17 protein-coding genes are annotated in these 19,558 nt (G+C 70.2%); 10 read left to right on the top strand and 7 right to left on the bottom strand.

Going from position 1 to position 19,558, the window contains the following annotated elements; all coding sequences use genetic code 11:
- Positions 1-2: 2 nt before the first annotated feature.
- Complete coding sequence (gene pxpA, locus ACFJGU_RS06370; RefSeq protein ID WP_382308667.1) at positions 3-743, top strand: 5-oxoprolinase subunit PxpA; 741 nt, start codon at positions 3-5, stop codon at positions 741-743.
- Here the strand turns inward: pxpA and ACFJGU_RS06365 are convergent.
- Positions 731-856, bottom strand: a complete 126-nt coding sequence (locus ACFJGU_RS06365; RefSeq protein ID WP_382308665.1) for a hypothetical protein — start codon at positions 854-856, stop codon at positions 731-733. The genes pxpA and ACFJGU_RS06365 overlap by 13 nt on opposite strands.
- 114 nt (positions 857-970) lie before the next feature.
- Between ACFJGU_RS06365 and ACFJGU_RS06360 the strand changes: the two genes are divergently transcribed.
- The 3 genes from ACFJGU_RS06360 (at position 971) to ACFJGU_RS06350 (ending at position 5,767) form a co-directional block, all read left to right on the top strand.
- Positions 971-1,390 carry a DUF3054 domain-containing protein gene (locus ACFJGU_RS06360; RefSeq protein WP_382308664.1) on the top strand — a complete coding sequence of 140 codons (420 nt, stop codon included), beginning with the start codon at positions 971-973 and terminating at the stop codon, positions 1,388-1,390.
- A gap of 133 nt (positions 1,391-1,523) precedes the next feature.
- Positions 1,524-3,068, top strand: coding sequence for a molybdopterin-dependent oxidoreductase (locus tag ACFJGU_RS06355; RefSeq protein WP_382308662.1), 1,545 nt, complete (start codon positions 1,524-1,526; stop codon positions 3,066-3,068).
- A gap of 53 nt (positions 3,069-3,121) precedes the next feature.
- Positions 3,122-5,767 (top strand): LuxR C-terminal-related transcriptional regulator, encoded by a 2,646-nt coding sequence (locus ACFJGU_RS06350; RefSeq protein ID WP_382308660.1) that lies wholly within the window; start codon positions 3,122-3,124, stop codon positions 5,765-5,767.
- Positions 5,768-5,814: 47 nt separating this feature from the next.
- Here the strand turns inward: ACFJGU_RS06350 and ACFJGU_RS06345 are convergent, their stop codons facing one another.
- The 4 genes from ACFJGU_RS06345 to ACFJGU_RS06330 all read right to left on the bottom strand — a co-directional run bounded on the left by ACFJGU_RS06345 (position 5,815) and on the right by ACFJGU_RS06330 (position 10,167).
- Positions 5,815-7,710, bottom strand: coding sequence for a YhgE/Pip family protein (locus ACFJGU_RS06345; protein WP_382308658.1), 1,896 nt, complete (start codon positions 7,708-7,710; stop codon positions 5,815-5,817).
- Positions 7,707-8,447: a hypothetical protein gene (locus tag ACFJGU_RS06340; protein WP_382308657.1), complete on the bottom strand. Its 741-nt coding sequence runs from the start codon at positions 8,445-8,447 to the stop codon at positions 7,707-7,709. The genes ACFJGU_RS06345 and ACFJGU_RS06340 overlap by 4 nt, the downstream gene beginning before the upstream one ends.
- Positions 8,444-9,151, bottom strand: coding sequence for a TetR/AcrR family transcriptional regulator (locus ACFJGU_RS06335; protein WP_382308655.1), 708 nt, complete (start codon positions 9,149-9,151; stop codon positions 8,444-8,446). Before ACFJGU_RS06335 ends, ACFJGU_RS06340 begins: the two co-directional genes overlap by 4 nt.
- A 104-nt stretch (positions 9,152-9,255) precedes the next feature.
- Complete coding sequence (locus ACFJGU_RS06330; protein WP_382308653.1) at positions 9,256-10,167, bottom strand: MerR family transcriptional regulator; 912 nt, start codon at positions 10,165-10,167, stop codon at positions 9,256-9,258.
- 47 nt (positions 10,168-10,214) lie between these two features.
- Here ACFJGU_RS06330 and ACFJGU_RS06325 point away from each other — a divergent pair, with 47 nt between their 5' ends.
- On the top strand, positions 10,215-10,547 hold the full coding sequence (locus ACFJGU_RS06325; RefSeq protein ID WP_382308651.1) for a hypothetical protein: 333 nt from the start codon (positions 10,215-10,217) through the stop codon (positions 10,545-10,547).
- Positions 10,548-10,553: 6 nt separating this feature from the next.
- On the opposite strand, the gene ACFJGU_RS06320 is transcribed toward ACFJGU_RS06325, so the two are convergent.
- Positions 10,554-11,573 carry an aldo/keto reductase gene (locus ACFJGU_RS06320; protein WP_382308649.1) on the bottom strand — a complete coding sequence of 340 codons (1,020 nt, stop codon included), beginning with the start codon at positions 11,571-11,573 and terminating at the stop codon, positions 10,554-10,556.
- Positions 11,566-12,597, bottom strand: coding sequence for a LacI family DNA-binding transcriptional regulator (locus ACFJGU_RS06315; RefSeq protein WP_382308647.1), 1,032 nt, complete (start codon positions 12,595-12,597; stop codon positions 11,566-11,568). Before ACFJGU_RS06315 ends, ACFJGU_RS06320 begins: the two co-directional genes overlap by 8 nt.
- Positions 12,598-12,786: 189 nt before the next feature.
- On the opposite strand from ACFJGU_RS06315, the gene ACFJGU_RS06310 reads away from it, so the two are divergent.
- From ACFJGU_RS06310 to ACFJGU_RS06290, 5 genes are all read left to right on the top strand, one after another.
- Complete coding sequence (locus tag ACFJGU_RS06310; protein ID WP_382308645.1) at positions 12,787-13,695, top strand: carbohydrate ABC transporter permease; 909 nt, start codon at positions 12,787-12,789, stop codon at positions 13,693-13,695.
- Between the two features lie 124 nt (positions 13,696-13,819).
- Positions 13,820-14,629, top strand: a complete 810-nt coding sequence (locus tag ACFJGU_RS06305) for a carbohydrate ABC transporter permease (RefSeq protein ID WP_382310295.1) — start codon at positions 13,820-13,822, stop codon at positions 14,627-14,629.
- A gap of 55 nt (positions 14,630-14,684) precedes the next feature.
- Positions 14,685-16,019, top strand: coding sequence for an ABC transporter substrate-binding protein (locus ACFJGU_RS06300; protein ID WP_382308643.1), 1,335 nt, complete (start codon positions 14,685-14,687; stop codon positions 16,017-16,019).
- A 65-nt stretch (positions 16,020-16,084) separates the two neighbouring features.
- On the top strand, positions 16,085-17,677 hold the full coding sequence (locus ACFJGU_RS06295; RefSeq protein ID WP_382308641.1) for an alpha-N-arabinofuranosidase: 1,593 nt from the start codon (positions 16,085-16,087) through the stop codon (positions 17,675-17,677).
- Entirely contained in the window at positions 17,670-19,475 is a 1,806-nt protein-coding gene (locus ACFJGU_RS06290) for a beta-galactosidase family protein (protein ID WP_382308639.1), read from the top strand. The genes ACFJGU_RS06295 and ACFJGU_RS06290 overlap by 8 nt, the downstream gene beginning before the upstream one ends.
- Positions 19,476-19,558: the final 83 nt, after the last annotated feature.

The following is a 19,558-nucleotide window of genomic DNA, read 5'->3' as shown; positions in this document are numbered from 1 at the left end:
GCATGCGCACCACCATCAACTCCGACATGGGCGAGTCGGTGGGAATCCACTCGTTCGGTCACGACGAGGAGCTGCTCGGCTACATCGACACCATCAACGTGGCCTGCGGGATGCACGCCGGCGACCCGGGTGCGATGCGGCGGGTGGTCGAGCGGGCCGTCGCGGCGGGGGTGTCGGTGGGCGCGCATCCTGGACTCCCCGACATCACCGGATTCGGGCGGCGCGAGATGGCGGTCGACGCCGACGAGGTGCGCGACCTGGTGCTCTACCAGGTGGGCGCGCTCGTCGGCTTCCTCGACGCCGCGGGCGCAGCGCTCCACCACATCAAGGCGCACGGGGCGCTCTACGGCATGATGTCGCGCGACCCGGCCCTGATGGGAGCACTCTGCGACGTGGCCCTGCAGTACGGCGTGCCGGTGTTCGGGCTGGCCGGAACGCCGCACGAGGAGGTGGCGCGTGCCCGAGGAGTCGCGTTCGTCTCGGAGTACTACGTCGACCTCGATTACAACGACGACCGCACCATCCGGGTGCAGCGCACCGGCGCGACCCGTCCGCTCGACTCGGTCGCCGAGCGGACGCGCGCCGCTCTGCACGACGGGGTCACCCGCACGGTCTCGGGCGGCGTCATCCCGGTGCGGGCGGAGTCGTTCTGCATCCACTCCGACCTGCCGAACGCGGTCGAGGTCGCGCGCGTCGTGCGCGACCTGGTGGGGGAGCGGGTCGGCGCGGCTCAGGCCGGATAGGGGGCTGCCTTCAGGGCGCGCGCGAGGTGCGCCGCGTTCGCCGCGAGGGTGGCCGTTGCGGCGGCGGTCGCCTCCGGCACCGCGGCGAGCCGGTTGTCATCGACGGCGTGCATCGCCTCGCCGTTCCAAGAGGTGCCCCCCCTGGGCCGGAACGGTGAAGCCCACGTCGTCGAGGCCCTGGACGAGCTCGGCATCCGCCACACCGGCGCGGCGCCTAGAATCCTCGGGTGAGTTCTGCATCCGTGCCGCCCCGCCCCGCTCGCACCCCCGTCGGCCGCGCCGGCAGTGGCGCACTCGCGCTCGCGATCGTCCTGGACGTCGCGCTCGTGGTGCTGTTCGTGGCGATCGGGCGACAGAGTCACGACGAGGACTCGGCGATCGTCGGCTTCCTCACCACGCTCTGGCCGTTCCTCGCGGGCGCCGCGATCGGCTGGGTCGTGACTCTCGCCTGGCGGGCGCCTCTCCGCCTCGCGCCGCAGGGCGTCGTGATCTGGGCGGCCGCCGTGGTGGGCGGGATGCTGCTCCGCATCCTCTCGGGTCAGGGCGTGCAGTGGAGCTTCGTGATCGTCACTGCGGTGGTGCTCGGCGTCTTCCTCGTGGGCTGGCGGGCCGTCGCCCTGCTCGTGCGGCGCATCCGTCGACGCTAGGGCAGGTTCGTTTCGGGAGGAGGAGCGCGTGACCGGGCCCGTAAAAACGGGTTGGTGTCACGCAGCTCCTCCCGAGCGGGAGGACGGGCCCGGCCCGCAGGCGGCGCACAGCCGGGCGTTCCTATGATGAGACATGCGACCAAGATTGTGGGCCGCGGCCTCGGGTGTGGTCGCCGCGGGGACGGTGCTCGCGACCGCTGAGCTGATCGCCCTCGTCGCGGGCTCCGAGACGAGCCCCCTGTTCGCCGTCGGCTCACTCGTGATCGATCTGGCGCCCCCGGGAGTCAAAGACACCGTCATCCAGCTCTTCGGCACCGGCGACAAGGCCGTGTTGCTCATCCTCCTCGGTGTCGTGGTGCTCGTGCTTGCGGGGCTGGTGGGCATCCTCGAGCTGCGCCGCCCACCGTTCGGAACGGCGCTGCTGGTCGTGGTCTCGGGTGTCGCCGTGCTCGCGGTCTCCACCCGGGCCGGCGCCGGCGTCTTCTCGGCCGTGCCGACGGTCATCGGCATGATCGTGGGCGTACTGGTGCTCCGGATGCTCATCACGCGCTTGCGACGCTGGCAGACCTCCGAGCAGGCCGACACACCGCTCCGCGCGCAGGCCGGAGTGGATCGGCGCGCCTTCCTGATCCGCGGCGGCATCGCGGCCGTCGCCGCCCTCGTGGTGGGAGGTGTCGCTCGCACCATGAACGCCGCCGCCACCGCCGTGAGCGCGGCGCGCGACGCCATCACGCTGCCGCCGCCCGCTACGCCGGCACCCGCCGTCCCGGCCGGCGCGGAACTCGGTCTCGACGGACTCGCGCCGTACGTCACGCCCAACGACAGCTTCTACCGCATCGACACCGCGCTGCAGGTTCCGCAGGTCGAGGCCGCGAGTTGGAGCATTAAGGTCACGGGGATGGTGGAGGAGGAGATCGAGCTCAGTTGGGACGAACTGCTCGCCCTGCCGCTCGAGGAACACGTGGTCACGCTCGCCTGCGTCTCGAACGAGGTGGGCGGTGAGCTGATCGGCAACGCCGTCTGGCTGGGCTACCCGATCCGCGAGCTGCTCGCCCGCGCCAAGCCCACCGCCGGGGCCGACATGGTGCTCTCCCGGAGCACGGACGGGTTCACCGCCGGCACTCCACTCGAGGTGCTGCAGGACGCCGACCGGGTCGGCATCCTCGCCGTCGGGATGAACGGCGAACCCCTGCCCGTGGAGCACGGGTACCCGGTGCGGATGGTGGTGGCCGGACTCTACGGGTACGTCTCCGCCACCAAATGGGTGGTGGAGCTGAACGTCACGCGTTTCGCCGACGCGGAGGGCTACTGGACCCCACGGGGCTGGTCGGCCCTCGGCCCGATCAAGACCGAGTCGCGCATCGACGTGCCGCGTGCGGGCGCCTCCGTCTCGGCCGGCACGGTGCCGGTGGCCGGCGTCGCCTGGGCGCAGCACACCGGCATCGAGAAGGTGGAGGTGCGTATCGACGACGCCGACTGGGCCGAGGCGCGGCTCGCCGACACCGCCGGGATCGACACCTGGGTGCAGTGGGTCTACGAGTGGGACGCCCAACCCGGATCGCACACCATCGCGGTGCGGGCGACGGACCGCTCGGGCTACACCCAGACCTCCGACGAGGCGCCGCCGGCCCCCGACGGCGCGACCGGCTGGGACACGGTCAGTGTCGGCGTGAACTGACCTCCACCCCCCGATCGGGGTGGCATTCCCTAGAGTAGACACGAGGTGGGGACGTGAGGGAAGTCGATGAGGGCGCGACGACGAGTCGTCGGCGACCCGGTTTCGCCGGCGCCCCCCGACTGCCCCGGCAGCTCGTCGATCGGCCCCGCCTGGTGCGACGCCTCGACTCGGGTGCCCCGCTCACCATCGTGCGCGGCGTGGGCGGAGCGGGCAAGACCGTCCTGATGGCCGAGTGGGCGCGCGCCCGATCCGTCGGCGATCGACCGGGCCAGTGGGTGTCGCTGCGGCGCCAGCCCTCCACGCGACTGTCCTTCTGGCGCGACGTGGTCGACGCCGTGATCGACTCCGGCATCGACACCGACGACTCGCCGCTCGCGAACCTGGTGGCGTCGTTCGGGAGATCCGACGACCCGCGCGCCACTCTCGTGCGGGCGTTCTCGCGACTGCCCGAGGGCATCCACCTCATCATCGACAACTACGAGCGCGTCGACGACGAAGACGTGCACCTCGACCTGCTCGACCTGCTGGAGCACTGCCACGAGGTGCGCGTGACCCTCGCCACGCGCTCGATGGCGGGGCTGGATGCCGCCTTGCTGTCTCTCCGGGTCGACACCGAGATCGTGGGCCCGGAAGCCTTGCGCTTCACCGACGAGGAGGTGGCGGAGCTCGTCCGTCGCGCAGGCGCCGACGCCTCACCCGACGTGGTCGCCGCCGTGCAGCGGGCCACCGACGGACTCGCCCTCCCGGTGCGGGCGGCGGCCAGCACCCTCGTGAGCGAGGGACGCATCCTGGAGCCTCGCGACATCCGCGTTCCGGATGCCGTGGTCTCCTACATCGCCGAGACAGTGACGCATTTCGCGCCCGACGAGCAGGTGCGCAGCTTCCTGCTGAAGATCTCGGTGCCCGAGGGGGTGAGCGTCGCGCTCGCCCGGGAACTGACCGGTGAGGAGCACGCCGAGGAATTCCTGCACCAGGCCGAGTCCAACGGGCTCGGGCTCTGGTCGAGCGGCGCCGAGGGGCTGTTCTTCCGTTTCTCGAGCGTGGTGCGGTCGGCGCTCTACGGCGAGCTGGTCGCGCGTCTGCCCGAGCAGGTGCCGGTGCTGCGCCGCCGCTACGCGGCGTGGGCGCGCTCACACGGGCTCGCCTTCGTAGCGCTCTCGAACGCTGTCGAGGCGGGTGACCTCGAGTTCGCCTCGCGGATCACGCTGGAGTCGTGGGCGCAGCTGCTCGAGGTGCATCTCGTCGAGGTGGTGGGTGTGCTGCAGGTCATCCCGCTGCGCGCCATCCGGCACTACCCGCTGCTGGCCATGGTGCTGGGGCTCGGCTACGACTCGCTCGGCGACAACCGGATGCGCGCGATCGAGCTCTTCACCCTGGCCATCGCGGCGTCGCGGGTGCGCGCGGGCAAGACCGATCCGGCGGAACGTTTCGTGCTGGTGGCCGGGGAGAGCGCGGCCTATCGGCTGAGCGGACGGTTCGAGCAGGCCGGGAAGTCGGGCGAGAACGCGCTGCAGATCTTCGAGGAGCTCGCACCCGCCGATCGCGACGAGCTCGAGCGCAACGCCTACCACCTGCTCGCGCACGCCGGCGTCTCGTTGCTGTACGCCGGGCGACCGGATCGCGCCCTCGAGGCCTTCCGAGCCGCCTACAGCGCGAGCATGCAGGTGCCGGGGCTCCGCGCGCGGTTGCGGCCGCTGTCGCTGATCGCGGGCACGCTCGCCCTGAGCGGCGAGATGGTGGAGGCGCGCGAACCCATCGCGCGGCTGGACCGGATGGACTGGCCGGAGGGCTGGAGCGACGGGCATCCGGGCGCCCTCTATCGCCTGGCGCAGGGGTTCGAGGCTCTCGAGCGGTTCGACCCGGTCGGGGCGCAGGCGCACGTCGACGCGCCCGAGCGCTACCTGCCGGGCAGCGAGCATCGGGGCGCGTTCCTGCTGCTGCAAGCCCTGATCGACATCGCGACGCATCGGCACCGGGCCGGCAGCGTCGAACTGCAGGTGGCGCTGGAGCGCGGAGCGGGCGCCGAGATCCCGCGGGTGATCGGGGAGTGGCTCTCGGCGCTGCTCGCCGTCGAGTACCTCGCGTCCGGCCGCCCGGCGCGAGCGGAGGCGGTGCTCTCGCAACAGCCTGCCGACGCGCCCGCCGTCACCCTGGTGCGCGCACTGACGGCCCTGCTCGGCGACGACCCCGCCGAGGCGCTGCGCCTGCTGAACGGGGTGCGTCAGCGCGGCTGGATGAGTCGGCACATCGAGGTGGCGCACAGCCTGGTGCGGGCGGCGGCGCTCCTCCGGCTCGGCAACCACGATCTCGCGGCCGACATCACCGACGAGACCGTCGCGCTCATCCTCGACCGCGATCTGCGCTTCGAGATCGTGTTCATCCCCGACGTCGACCGTGAGGCGCTGGCCCGGAACGCCTCGGAGCACGGGTTGACCTCGAGCGTCTCCTTCTTCGACTCGGTCGCCGACCAGCGCTCGTTCCTGCCCTCGGTGCTCGCGCGCACGCGGCTGACCGACCGGGAGGCGACGGTATTGCACCAGCTCGTGCAGACCGGCAGCACGGCCGAGATCGCGTCGGCCCTGTTCGTGTCGATCAACACGGTGAAGAGCCAACTGCGCAGCCTCTACCGCAAGCTCGGTGTGGCCTCCCGTGAGGAGGCGCTGGTGGCGGCCGCCGAGCGCGGCCTCCTCGAGGGCTGATCCCCGCCGCCGCCTGCCCGCTCGCCTGCTCGCCTCGGCCGGAGTGCTTAGCCGATGAGGGACGGGCGGAGGTCGCGGAGGGTGCGGTGGCGCGTCATCCGGCGGGCGCCGAGGAACGAGACCAGCAGCGCGCCGAGAAGCCAGCAGAGGAGGGCGGTGGCGTCGCCCGCGGCGAGGTCGAGGTTGCCGCCGTACATCAGCTGACGGATGCCGTCGACCGCGTGACTCATCGGCAGGATGTTGTGCAGCACCTGCAGCGGCCCCGGCAGCGTCTGCCACGGGAAGGTGCCGCCCGCCGTCACGAGTTGCAGCACCATCAGCACGAGCCCGAGGAACTGTCCCACACTGCCGAGCAGGATGTTCAGAGCCAGGATGATCGTGGCGAACGTCGCCGAGGTGAGCACCATGAAGCCGAACATGCCCCAGCCGTGCTCCACCTGGTAGCCCAGCGCGAGCGTGATGATACCGAAGACGGCCGTCATCTGCAGGGCGCCGAGGATGGCGGGGGTCAGCCAGCCGGCGGTGGTGACCGTGAGCGGTTTCTTGAGGGCGGTGAGGGCGCGACGGGAGAGCGGCTTCACGATGAGGAACAGGGCGTAGATGCCGATCCAGGCGGCGAGGCTGATGAAGAACGGGGCCATTCCGGCGCCGTAGTTGCTGGCCTTGGTGACGGCGCTGGTGTCGAGCGCCACCGGGTCGGAGATGGTCTGGGCGGCCGCCTCGCGTTGGTCGGCGGTCTGGTCGGGAACGTCGGCGAGCCCGTCGGCGAGTCCGTCGCGGAGTGTGTCGGCCCCGCCGTTCAGGGCGTTGAGGCCGTTCGAGAGGTCGGCGGACCCCTGCGCGATCTGCGTGATCCCGGACGAGAGCTCGGATGCCCCGGATGCCGCGCTCGCGATGCCGTTCGCCAGCGTGGGCGCGTTGTCGGCGAGCTGCTGGGTGCCCGCGGCGAGCGCCGCGCTGCCGGTGGCCAGTTCGCCGATCTTCGCATTGGCATCCTGCACCTGGGCATTGCCCTTATCGATCTCGGTGCCGACCTGGTCGAGCTGGGCGAGGATGGCGGCCTTCTGCTCCGCCGTGAGATCGGTCTGGTCGAGCAGCGCGACGATGTCGGCGCGTGCCTGGGGGACCTGGTCCACGGCATCCTGAACCGCGGAGGCGACCTGGGTCGCCTCCGTCGACAGTTCGGCGTTGCCCGCGGCGACCTGCTGGGCGCCGTCGTTGAGGGCGGCGGCCTGGGCGGGGAGGTCGGCGGAGCCCGCCTGCAGTTGCTGCAGGCCGTCGTTCAGCTGGAGTGCGCCGATGTTGGCCGATCCGGAACCCTGGGCGAGCGCGAGCGCACCCGCCGCGGCGGTGGTGCTGCCGTCGGCGAGTTGTGTGGCGCCGTCGACGGCCTGGCCGAGGTTGGTGCGCACCGTCGCGAAGCCGTTGAGCAATGTGAGCGCAGCCTCCTTGCCCACACGCTCGGTGATGCTCGCCCGCACCTTCTCGGCCACCTGCCCCGCGATCGTCGTGGCGAGGAAGCTGTTGGTGTCGTTGGTGGTGAGCTTCACGACGGCCTGTTCGGGAGCGTTGCCGCTCGCCGAGGTGAGGGCGCTCGAGAAGTCGGGTCCGAGGGTGAGGATGAAGTCGAACTTCCCGTCCCGCACACCCTGCTCGGCGTCGGCGGCGGTGGTGACCTGCCACCCCACCGAGGCGTCCTTCAGCAGCTGATCGCGCACCTCGTCGCCGTAGTTCACGGCCTTGCCGTCGAGCGTGGAGCCGGTGTCCTCCACCACGAGTGCGACGGGCACGTCCTTGAGGTTGCCGTAGGGGTCGTTGTTGGCCCAGAGGTAGAGCCCGGCGTAGAGCACGGGCACGAGCATGAGCGCCACGAGGGCGAGCCGCGCCATGGAGGAGGCGGTGAGGCGCTTGAGCTCGGAGGCGACGAGGTGGACGATCTTCACGCGGTGGGCTCCGATTCGGGTTGCGTGGGGAGTTCGGGGGCGGCGGGCTCGGAGGGAGCGGATGCCGCGGGTGCGGGTGCGGGTGCGGGTGCGGGTGCGGGTTCGGGTTCAAGTGCGGGTTCGGGCTCGATGGCGGCCGGTTCGGGCAGCAGCGGGCGGACGATCTCGGCCGAGGCGGCGCCGCACACCACGAGCACCGCGAATCCGCGGTCGGCGAGGTCGGTGGCCACGGTCAGCCACTCGCGCGGGTCGCCACCGTGGCGGTCTGGGCTGGTGATCACGAGCCCCTCCACCCCGCGCCGGAACGCGGCCAGCTCGGCGAGCACGCGCACGCGCACGGCGGCGGGCACGTCGCCCATCCGCACCGCCGCGTACTCGGCCCCACCGGCCTGGTCGATGACGGAGGCGACGGTGTCGCGCGAGGTCGACCGCCCCGCGTACATGAGCTCCTCGGTCACGACGGAGCGCAGCAGCAGATCGGCGGCGGGGTCGCTGACGTCGGGTGCGTCGACGAGGGCGATCCGCTCGCGCACCCGCGCGGCATCCGCGACGCCGTCGAGGGTGACGGAGCCGCTGTCGGGCACCATCCGTCCGCTCGCGACGAGCGAGAGCACGGTGGGTCGGTCGCCGGTCTCGGCCAGGGCCACGGTGACCCGGCCGCTCTCGAACACGAGCGAGGTCTCGGGCAGCGGGATGCCGTCCTTGCCTTTGCTGACGGCGTCGACGACGATCCTCATGAGACGGAGCCTTTCGACGACGGGGTGGGTGTGGCGCGGCCGGCTGCCACGGGCGTAGCTGCCGCAGCGACCGGCGCCGACGTGAGCTGCGGCGTTGCTTCGATGAGCGCGTTCGCGTCGCGCCAGGAGAGCCCGGCGACCGACAGGCCCATCGCCATCACCAGACGCCGACCTTCCGGCTCGGAGAGGTCGGTTCGCACGGCCTCGTCGAGCACCGCGATCGCCGCGTCTTCGATGAGTCGCGCGAGGCTCTCGACCGGCACGTCGGGGCGGAACCATCCCGCCTCCACTCCGTCGCGGGCCGCCCGGCGCACGGAGGCGCGCACCGGCGCGAGCGCGTCGGCCACGGTCTTCTCGAGCGGGCCGTGCACGGCGAGCTGGGCGAGCACGCGCACCTGCTGCACCTCGGCCCAGAGGGCGGCGCCGATGAGGGCGAGATGGATGCGCGGATCGGAGTCGTGCACACCGGCGAGCGCTGCCGAGATGCGGGCTGCGCCACGCGTGAGCAGCTCGGCGAGCAGCTCGTCGCGGGAGCCGAAGTGACCGTAGAGGGCGCGGCGCGAGAGCCCGGCTTCACTGGCGACGGCGTCGAGGGAGGCCTCGGGGTCGCGCCGGAAGACGGTGGCGGCCGCGGCGACGATCGCCTCGCGGTTCTCGGCGGCATCGCGGCGCGGCGCGCGAGTGGGATGGAGGGTGGTGGGCACGGCCCCACTCTACTAACTTGCACACCGATGTGCAAGTTAGTAGAGGTCGCGCACGGTGCGCTTGGCCCGGTCGAGTGCGGCGCGGCGCGCTACCCGGCGGGAGGTCAGGGCGAGGTGCGGAAGATGGGCCAGGCGATCTCGGTGACGCGGTCGGGCGCGCTGCCGGCCGGACCATCGAACTCCGAGACGAGGTAGCTCTCGCGCACGGGGCCGTCGATGCTCAGCTCGTGCTGCGAGACGTAGGAGCCGAGGGCCCCGTAGCTGCGGTCGATCTCGGCGTCGGGCCCGGCGTGCACGGTCACGGCGAAGTCACCGGCCGGCAGGATGCCGGTGCGCACGCGTCCCGCTCCCGGCAACTCCGGCACTGCGCCCGGTTCCGCGCTCGACCGATCCGCGTCCGTGTCGGAGTGCGGCGAGGCCGCCGGCAGCGCGACGGGCCGGAAGACCGAAACCGCCCCGCGCTCGTCGCGGAAGAGCTCCGTCGACCAGAGACCGCCGCGCGGGCCCGTGACCGGTAGACCCGAGCGGGCGACGGCGGCGTCGAGCTCCTGGAACGCATCCGTGTACCACCGCCCGAGGTCGGCGAGGTCGATCACGTCGTCGATCCGCAGCACCTCGGCGGCCGGCAGGGAGCGCCGTTCGACGGCGATCGGGATGCCGCCGGCACCACTCGACGACGGATGCTCCAGCAGGTTCCGCAGCGACTCCACCGCCGCCTGCGTCGAGGCCAGCTGCTCCTCCATTTGCCCGAGATGGGTGACGACGAGCGCGTTCCGCTCCTCGGGTTCGGAGGCGCCCAGCACCGCCCGGATCATGTCGACCGGCATGTCGAGGGCCCGGAATCGCCGGATCACCTGCGCCGTCGGCAGCTGCTCGAGCGTGTATTCGCGGTAACCGTTCACCGGGTCGATGCCGGCCGGTTCGAGCAGGCCTTCGCGGTGGTAGAACCGCAGCGCCTTGGCGCTGAGGTGCGTCATGCGCGAGAACTCGCCGATGGTGAGGACGGGATCGCTCATGTCCTCATTCTTGACCTTCCCCGTGGGGGAACGTCCAGGGTGGAGGCATGAGCATCCGATTCCCGTTCCAGGTGGCCGTGTACCTCGACGCCGTCGCGCGCGACGATCTCGAGGCCTCGCTGGCCGCATTCACCGCCGACGCCGTCGTGATCGACGAGGGTCGTGAGCGCCGCGGCGCCGACATCCGCGAGTGGCGGCAGACGACCGCCACCGAGTACACGTACACGACCGACTTCCGCTCACTCGAGGCGGCCGACGAGTCACACTTCGTGGCGCTGCACCACCTCGAGGGCGACTTCCCGGGCGGCGTCGTCGACCTGCGCTACCGCTTCGACCTGGCTGCCGACGGTCGCATCGCCCGGCTCGAGATCGCGCCGTAGCCTGACCTACCCGCGTGCGGTGCCGTCGACGGCGTGCGGCTCGATCGCCTCGATCTCCTCGACGGTGAGGGGCGCGGCATCCAGTGCCGCCACGTTCTGCTCGAGCTGGGCGACGCTCGAGGCGCCGATCAGCGCGCTCGTGACCTGCGGGTGCCGCAGCACCCAGGTGAGCGCGAGCTGCGCGAGCGTCTGCCCGCGCCCGGTCGCGATCTCGTTCAGAGCGCGCGCCCGCGCGAGATACGTGTCGTCGACGGCACGCGTCGCCGGGAGGAAGTGCGAGGTCGCCGCCCGGGAACCCTCGGGAACCGTGCCGTCGAGGTAGCGGTCGGTCAGCAGACCCTGCTGGAGCGGCGAGAACACGATGCTGCCTGCTCCCACCTCGTCGAGCACGGGCAACAGCCCGCCTTCGATGTGGCGGTTGAACATCGAGTACGACGGCTGGTGGATGGTGAGCGGCACGCCGAGCCCCGCGAGGATCTCGGCCGCTCGCCGCGTGGCGTCGGGCGAATAGTTCGACACGCCCACGTAGAGCGCCTTGCCCGACGTCACGGCGGTGGCGAGCGCCCCCATGGTCTCCTCGAGCGGCGTCGACGGGTCGAAGCGGTGGGAGTAGAAGATGTCGACGTAGTCGAGGCCGAGCCGGCCGAGCGACTGGTCGAGGGAGGCGAGCACGCTCTTGCGCGAGCCCCACTCGCCGTACGGGCCCTCCCACATGTGGTAGCCGGCCTTCGACGAGACCACGATCTCGTCGCGGTAGGCCCGGAAGTCCTCGGCGACGATGCGCCCGAAGTTCGTCTCGGCCGACCCGGGAGGCGGCCCGTAGTTGTTCGCCAGGTCGAAGTGCGTGATGCCGAGATCGAACGCGCGCCGCAGGATGGCCCGCTGGGTCTCGACCGGCCGGGTGTCGCCGAAGTTGTGCCAGAGCCCGAGGGAGAGGGCGGGCAGGAGCAGCCCGCTGCGCCCGGAACGGTTGTACTGCATCCGGTCGTAGCGAGTGGAGGCGGCGGGGTAGCTGCCGTCAGGCATCGGTGGTCCTTCCGAGGGGTGCCGAGGGGGTCGAGGTGGTGCGTGGCGCCGGCCCGGTGCTCTCGCGCACCACCAGCCGCGTCTCCACCATAAAGGTCTCCGGCAATGCCTGCTGTCCCTCGATCTCGGCCACCAGCACCTCGATGCCGGTCTGCCCCACCACGTCGAAGCGCTGGTGGATGGTGGTGAGCGGCGGCCAGAACGAATCCGACTCGGCCATGTCGTCGAACCCCACCACGCTCACCTCGTCGGGCACCCGCCGCCCCGCCTCGTGGAAGGCGCGCAGGATGCCGAGGGCCATCTGGTCGTTGCCCGCGAAGACGGCCGTCACATCCGGCCGCCCGAGCAGCTCGATCCCCGCCCGGTAGCCGGATGCCGTGGTCCAGTCGCCGCGCACCACCGGCGGCACCGTGCGCCCGGCCCGCTCCAGGGTGGCGCGCCAGGACGCCTCCCGGCGCGTGGCCGAATAGGAGTCGGAGGGCCCGGCCACGTGCCACACCGTCGAGTGCCCGAGGTCGAGCAGGTGCTGCGTGGCGAGCTGCGCCCCCATCGTCTGATCCGTGTCGATCACGGGGTAGTCGTCGCGCTCGCTGGAGTCGATGACGACCACGGGCAGACCCTCCGGCAGCTCGACGTCGGCCTGGCTCACGAAGTGCGCCTCGATCACGATGACGATGCCGTCGACGGCCTGCTCCGCGAGCCGGGCGAAGGCCTTGGTGACGTGCTCCTGCGTGGGCTCCTCGACCGGGATGAGGGTGATCGAATAGCCGGCCCGGGCGGCCGCGATGGAAATGGATTCGAGCGTCCGCATGTTGCCGAATGACGACAGAGTGAACATGATCACGCCGATCGTGCGGTACTGGCCCGAACGCAGCGCCCGCGCTGCCCGGTTGGGGCGGTAGCCGAGCTCGCGCATCGACGCCAGCACGCGGTCCCGCGTCGCCGGCTCGACGTTCGAGAGACCGTTCGACACCCGGGAGACCGTCTGGGTGGAGACACCGGCGTGGCGTGCCACATCGGCCATGGACGGCCCGCGATGCCGTTTCGAGCCGGCTCGGACTGTGTCGGTCACCTGGTGCACCCCTGATTGTGTCGATTGTCGATGAATTGCCGGAACCACTTGCATGGTTACGTGAACATGTTATGCTCGCTCCGTTCATGTTGACGTAAACATGACCACAAACACAATTCTCCACAGAACAGGATTTGGACAATGGCGTCGGTGAGTGTCACACAGTCCCGCCCCCTCCGCCGTGCGCGTCGGGACTGGCGCGGCTGGGCGTTCGTCGCCCCGTTCATGGTGGTCTTCCTCGCCGTTCTGGTCGCCCCCGTGGTGTACGCGATCGTGCTGAGCCTGTTCCGCCAGCAGCTGGTCGGCGGCACCGGGTTCGTGGGCCTGGCCAACTACGGCCAGCTCTTCCAAGACCCGAAGTTCTGGGAATCGCTGTTCCGCGTCACGCTCTTCCTCGTCATCCAGGTGCCGATCATGCTGGCGCTCTCGCTCTTCGTGGCCCTGGCCATCGACAGCGCACGGTTGCACGGATCGAGCTTCTTCCGCATCGCGATCTTTCTGCCCTACGCCGTTCCCGGTGTCGTGGCCGCCCTCATCTGGGGCTTCATCTACGGCAACCAGTTCGGGCTGGCGGGGTCGATCAACGACCTGATCGGCTTCGACCTGCTGCAGCCCTTCTCCTCCGACTGGATCCTCGCGTCGATCGGCAACATCGTCACCTGGGAGTTCATGGGCTACAACATGCTCATCTTCTACGCGGCCCTCAAGGTCATCCCGGGCGAGCTCTACGAGGCGGCCGAGCTCGACGGCGCGGGCCAGTTCCGCATCGTCACCGGCATCAAGCTGCCGGCCCTGCGCGGCGCGATCGTCATCGCCACCGTCTTCTCCATCATCGGCAGCTTCCAGCTCTTCAACGAGCCGAACCTGCTGAAGGCGCTGGCCCCCAACGTCATCTCGAGCTACTTCACCCCGAACATGTACGCCTACAACCTCTCGTTCGCCGGGCAGCAGTTCAACTACTCCGCCACGGTCGCGATCGTGATGGGCATCATCACCGCGGTCATCGCCTACATCGTGCAATTGCGCGGTTCCCGTCAGGAGGTGCGCTGAGTTGAGCGCCGTCACCACGCCCCGCCCCACGGCCGCGAAGACCCGCCGCCGCCCGGCGTTCGTGCAGAACCGCAAGCCCACCGAGGGCCGCCGTACCCGCAAGTCGATCCTGCTCACCATCGTGATGGCGATCTTCGTGATCTACTCCGTGGTGCCCCTGGTCTGGCTCATCGTCAACGCCACCAAAGACCAGGGTGATCTGTTCTCCACCTTCGGGCTCTGGTTCGGCCCCGACTTCAACCTCTTCCAGAACATCGCCGACACCCTCACCTACCGCAACGGCATCTTCGTGCAGTGGTTCGGCAACACGCTGCTGTACGTGGTGGTCGGTGCCGGCGGCGCGACCTTCCTCGCCACCCTGGCCGGCTACGGTCTCGCCAAGTTCAACTTCCCCGGCCGCCGCGCGGTGTTCGCGGTGGTGCTCGGCGCCGTCGCCATCCCGGGAACCGCGCTCGCGGTGCCGACGTTCCTCATGTTCAGCCAGCTCGGCATCACGAACACCCCGTGGGCCGTCATCCTTCCGTCGCTCATCAGCCCGTTCGGCCTGTACCTCGTCTGGACCTTCGCGAGCGACGCCGTGCCCACCGAGATCCTCGAAGCGGCCCGGATGGACGGAGCCGGCGAATTCCGCACCTTCTTCACGATCTCGCTGCGGCTTCTGGCCCCGGGCATCGTGACGGTGCTGCTGTTCGCGGTGGTCGCCACCTGGAACAACTACTTCCTGCCCCTCATCATGCTCTCCGAGCCCACCTGGTACCCGCTCACCGTGGGTCTCAGTCAGTGGAGCTCCCAGTCCTCGGGCGTCGCGGCGCAGCCGATCTACAACCTGGTGATCACCGGCGCCCTGCTCACGATCGTGCCGATCGTGATCGCCTTCCTCTTCCTCCAGCGCTTCTGGCAGTCCGGCCTGAGCGCGGGAAGCGTCAAGCAATGACGGCAATCGCAATCCCTCCCTTCACAACGAAGTAGAAGAACCGAAAGGAACACAGATGCGCACGACAACCCTGCGCCGCGTGGCACTCGCCACGGCATCGACTCTGGCGCTCGGCCTGAGCCTGGCCGCCTGCGCCTCGGGCGGCGGCTCCTCCAGCGGCGGCGGCTCGGCCGACGACATCGAGGCCGCGCTCGAAAAGGGCGGCACCATCACCTACTGGAGCTGGACCCCCTCGGCCGAGGCCCAGGTCGCGGCCTTCGAGAAGGCCTACCCGAACGTCGACGTGAAGTACGTCAACGCCGGTACCAACACCGACGAGTACACCAAGCTGCAGAACGCGATCACCGCGGGCTCGGGTGCACCGGATGTCGCGCAGGTCGAGTACTACGCCATCCCGCAGTTCGCGCTCTCCGACTCCCTCGTCGACCTCAGCTCCTACGGCTTCGCCGACCTCGAAGACGACTACAGCGCCGGCCCGTGGAGCTCGGTGGCCTTCGACGGCAAGATCTATGGTCTGCCGCAGGACTCCGGCCCCATGGCGATGTTCTACAACAAGACCGTCTTCGACAAGTACGGCATCGAGGTGCCGACGACCTACGACCAGTACATCGCCGCCGCGCAGAAGCTGCACGCCGCCGACCCGAACGCCTACATCACGAACGACACCGGCGACGCGGGCTTCACCACGAGCATGATCTGGCAGGCCGGCGGTCAGCCGTTCACCGCCGAGGGCACGGATGTCTCGATCAACCTGCAGGACGACGGCTCGAAGAAGTGGGCCGACACCTGGAACCAGCTGAACGAGAACAAGCTGCTCTCCAGCGTTCCCGGCTGGAGCGACGAGTGGTACAAGGCGCTCGGTGACGGCACCATCGCCACCCTGCTGACCGGTGCGTGGATGCCCGGCGTGCTCGAGTCGTCGGTGCCCCAGGCATCCGGTGACTGGCGCGTCGCCCCCATGCCCACCTACGACGGCACCCCGGTGACCGCCGAGAACGGCGGCGGCGGTCAGGTCGTGCTGAAGCAGTCGAAGAACCAGGCTCTCGCGGCCGGCTTCCTCAAGTGGCTGAACTCCGACCCCGAGTCGATCAAGGTCTTCCTCGAGTCGGGCGGATTCCCCTCGACCACGGCCGACCTCGAGTCGAAGGACTTCCTCGCCGAGACCCCCGAGTACTTCGGCGGCCAGGCCATCAACGAGACCCTCGTCGACGCGTCGAAGAACGTGCCCAGCGGATGGCACTACCTGCCCTACCAGGTGTACGCCAACAGCATCTTCGGTGACACCGTCGGCCAGGCCTACAAGAACGGCAGCGACCTCAACGAGGGCCTGCAGACCTGGCAGGACCAGCTGGTCGACTACGGCAACCAGCAGGGCTTCACCGTCAAGTAGCACCACCCGAGGCGCGGCGGTCGTTCGTGACCGCCGCGCCTCTTCCACCCTCGAAAGGCGTCAGGATGTTCTCCGTTCGGCTCGTGATCGACCCCGACACCGCGTTCGCGCGCGTTCCGCGGCGGATCTTCGGCACCTTCGTCGAGCACATGGGCCGAAGCGTCTACGAGGGCATCTACGAGCCCGAGCACCCCTCGGCCGACTCCCGCGGATTCCGGCAGGACGTGCTCGAGCTCGTGCGCGAACTCGGCGCCACCACCGTGCGCTATCCGGGGGGCAACTTCGTCTCGGGCTACCGCTGGGAAGACGGCGTCGGACCGCGCGACCAGCGGCCGGTGCGGCTCGACGCCGCCTGGCACAGCGTCGAGACCAACCAGGTGGGCCTGCACGAGTTCGCCGACTGGGCGCAGGATGCCGGACTCGAGCTGATGTACGCCGTCAACCTCGGCACCCGCGGCATCGAGTCGGCGGCTGACGTGCTGGAGTACGCCAACCACCCGTCGGGCACCGCGCTCTCCGACCGGCGCCGGGCCAACGGGGCCGAGCAGCCCTTCGGCATCCGCCTCTGGTGCCTCGGCAACGAGGTCGACGGACCCTGGCAGATCGGCCACAAGACGGCCGAGGAGTACGGTCGTCTGGCCGCCGAGAGCGCGCGGCTGATGAAGTTCATCGACCCCGCCGTGGAGCTGGTGGCCGCCGGTTCCTCGAACGCCGAGATGCCCACCTTCGGCGAGTGGGAGCGCACCGTGCTCCAGCACACCGCGGGTCTCGTCGACCACATCTCGGTGCACGCCTACTACGAGGAGTCCGACGGCGACGCCGCGAGCTTCCTCGCCTCGGGCACCGGTCTCGACCGCTACCTCGAGACGGTCGCCGAGATCATCGACGAGGCGGGCGCGGGGCCGGACACCGAGCATCCGGTCGGCATCAGCGTCGACGAATGGAACGTCTGGTACCAGCGCCGCTGGAACGAGATCGACAAGCCGCGCGTGATGACGGGGGAGTGGCCCGAGGCGCCGCGCCTCATCGAAGACGCCTACTCGGTGACGGATGCGGTGGTCGTCGGCTCGCTGCTGGTCTCGCTGCTGCGGCACGCCGACCGCGTCTCGATGGCGAACCTGGCACAGCTCGTGAACGTGATCGCACCCATCCGGTCGGAGCCCGACGGGCCGGCCTGGCGGCAGAGCACCTTCTTCCCCTTCCAGCGCACCGCGCAGCTGGCCGCGGGTCGCGTGGTCGATCCGGCGGCGCATCCGGATGCCGCGGTGCCGGTGTACGACACCGCCCGTTACGGCTCGGCTCCGCTCGTCGACGCCGTCGCGACCCTGAACGACGACGGATCGATCGCTCTGTTCGTGACGAACCGCTCGCTCGACGAGGACGCGTCGATCGAGATCGAGATCGCGGCCGCCGGCGTTCGTGTCGTGCGAGCGCAGACCCTCACCGTGCCGGCCGGGGGCGACCGCCACACCATCAATGATGCCGACGCCCAGCCGGTCGGGTTCACCGACCTGGGGTCGGCGGCGCGACTCGTCCCCGGCGACGCCGACGGCGCATCCGTTCTCCATCTCACCGTGCCGGCCCTCTCCTGGTCGGCCGTGGAACTCGCCTCCACCCCTCACACTTCCGCCTCCGACACCGAGGACGACCATGTCTGAATTCCGCATCGGCGACGAGCACTTCGAGCTCGACGGCGAACCCTTCCGCATCCTCTCGGGTGCCCTGCACTACTTCCGCGTGCATCCGGATCTCTGGCGCGACCGCATCCGCAAGGCCCGTCAGATGGGCCTCAACACCATCGAGACCTACGTGGCCTGGAACGCGCACGCCCCGCGCGAGGGCGAGTTCGACCTCACCGGTTCGCTCGACCTCGGCCGCTTCCTCGACGACGTGGCCGCCGAGGGCATGCACGCGATCGTGCGCCCCGGCCCCTACATCTGCGCCGAGTGGGACAACGGCGGCCTCCCGGCCTGGCTCTTCGAGTCGGGCACCGTCGGTGTGCGCCGCGACGAGCCGCAGTACCTCGAGGCCGTGTCGCAGTATCTCGAGCAGCTGGCGCCCGTGCTCGTGCCGCGCCAGATCGACCAGGGCGGCCCGATCATCCTGGTGCAGATCGAGAACGAGTACGGCGCCTACGGCTCCGACCCGGTGTACCTCGAGAAGCTCGTGGAGATGAACCGCAGGATCGGCCTGACCGTGCCGTTCACGACGGTCGACCAGCCCACCGCGCAGATGCTCGAGGACGGCAGCCTGCCGAGCCTGCACAAGACCGCATCGTTCGGGTCGCGTTCGCTGGAGCGCCTCGCGACCCTGCGCGAGCACCAGCCGACCGGGCCGCTGATGTGCTCCGAATTCTGGGACGGCTGGTTCGACTACTGGGGTGCACACCACCACACCACATCGGTCGGCCAGTCGGCCCAGGACCTCGACGACCTGCTGGCGGCCGGCGGCTCCGTGAACATCTACATGTTCCACGGCGGCACCAACTTCGGGTTCACCAACGGCGCGAACGACAAGGGCGTCTACCAGCCCATCGTCACGTCCTACGACTACGACGCCCCGCTCGACGAGGCCGGCAACCCGACGGAGAAGTACCACGCCTTCCGTGAGGTGCTCGCGAAGTACGGGTCCGTCACGGGCCCCGCTCCCGAGGTCGCCGGTCCGGCCCGCGCGCTGGACGTTCCGCTCGCCCGCTCGGTGGCACTCTCCTCGGTGGTCGACCGTCTCGGCACTTGGACGCCGCGCGAGGAGCTGCCCTCGATGGATTCGCTCGGCCGTTACACCGGCTTCGCGCTCTACCGCGCCGAGATCGACATCGTCGGCCCCGCCGTGCTCGAGATCGACGAGGTGCGCGACCGCGCCCAGGTGTTCCTCGACGGCACACCGATCGGCGTGTTCGCCCGCGATCACCACGACCGGTCGATCGCCCTGCCGACGGATGCGCGTGGCGTGCTCGAGATCCTGGTCGAAGACCAGGGCCGGGTCGACTACGGTCCCCGCATCGGTGAGCCCAAGGGCCTCATCGGCGGCGCGCGCATCAACGGAGAGCCCCTGCTGCGCTGGCTCGTGCTGCCGCTCGAGCTCGACCCGACCGCGGGTGCGGATGCCTCGAAGGGCTTCGGTGGTGTCATCGCCGCGCTGTCCGCGGTGGCGCCGGGTGAGGCATCCGTCGTCTCCGGACCGGCCTTCGCTTTGGGACGCTTCGATCTCCCGGCGGTGCGGGAGGGGCAGTCGGCCGACCTCTACCTCGATACCCGCTCCTGGGGCAAGGGGGTGGTGTGGGTGAACGGGTTCTGCCTCGGCCGCTACTGGTCGCGCGGGCCGCAGCACACGCTCTACGTTCCGGCGCCCGTACTGCGGGAGTCGGGCAACGAGATCGTGGTGTTCGAGCTGCACTCGGCCGCGACCGCGGCCTCCTTCGTGCCGGCTGCCGACCTGGGCCACACCGACTTCTGACCCACCCGGTCGACCCTGGGAATCCGCGGTGGCCGGATTGACAGTGGGGTGTGCGGTCGCGAAAAATTCACGGTGTGGGCCGT

Origin of the sequence: Herbiconiux sp. UC225_62 (assembly GCF_042694625.1) — a bacterium.
GTDB lineage: Bacteria > Actinomycetota > Actinomycetes > Actinomycetales > Microbacteriaceae > Herbiconiux.
Note: the sequence above shows the minus strand (reverse complement) of the source record. Positions and strands in the feature narration are given on the sequence as shown.

Bases quoted from the DNA above. Each gene is read 5' to 3' on its own strand.
- ACFJGU_RS06320 (WP_382308649.1), bottom strand. From the start codon at position 11,573: ATGCCTGACGGCAGCTACCCCGCCGCCTCCACTCGCTACGACCGGATG.
- ACFJGU_RS06290 (WP_382308639.1), top strand. From the start codon at position 17,670: ATGTCTGAATTCCGCATCGGCGACGAGCACTTCGAGCTCGACGGCGAA.
- ACFJGU_RS06315 (WP_382308647.1), bottom strand. From the start codon at position 12,597: ATGGCCGATGTGGCACGCCACGCCGGTGTCTCCACCCAGACGGTCTCC.
- ACFJGU_RS06365 (WP_382308665.1), bottom strand. From the start codon at position 856: ATGCACGCCGTCGATGACAACCGGCTCGCCGCGGTGCCGGAGGCGACC.
- ACFJGU_RS06295 (WP_382308641.1), top strand. From the start codon at position 16,085: ATGTTCTCCGTTCGGCTCGTGATCGACCCCGACACCGCGTTCGCGCGC.
- ACFJGU_RS06325 (WP_382308651.1), top strand. From the start codon at position 10,215: ATGAGCATCCGATTCCCGTTCCAGGTGGCCGTGTACCTCGACGCCGTC.
- ACFJGU_RS06330 (WP_382308653.1), bottom strand. From the start codon at position 10,167: ATGAGCGATCCCGTCCTCACCATCGGCGAGTTCTCGCGCATGACGCAC.
- ACFJGU_RS06340 (WP_382308657.1), bottom strand. From the start codon at position 8,447: ATGAGGATCGTCGTCGACGCCGTCAGCAAAGGCAAGGACGGCATCCCG.
- ACFJGU_RS06310 (WP_382308645.1), top strand. From the start codon at position 12,787: ATGGCGTCGGTGAGTGTCACACAGTCCCGCCCCCTCCGCCGTGCGCGT.
- pxpA (WP_382308667.1), top strand. From the start codon at position 3: ATGCGCACCACCATCAACTCCGACATGGGCGAGTCGGTGGGAATCCAC.
- ACFJGU_RS06355 (WP_382308662.1), top strand. From the start codon at position 1,524: ATGCGACCAAGATTGTGGGCCGCGGCCTCGGGTGTGGTCGCCGCGGGG.
- ACFJGU_RS06300 (WP_382308643.1), top strand. From the start codon at position 14,685: ATGCGCACGACAACCCTGCGCCGCGTGGCACTCGCCACGGCATCGACT.
- ACFJGU_RS06305 (WP_382310295.1), top strand. From the start codon at position 13,820: ATGGCGATCTTCGTGATCTACTCCGTGGTGCCCCTGGTCTGGCTCATC.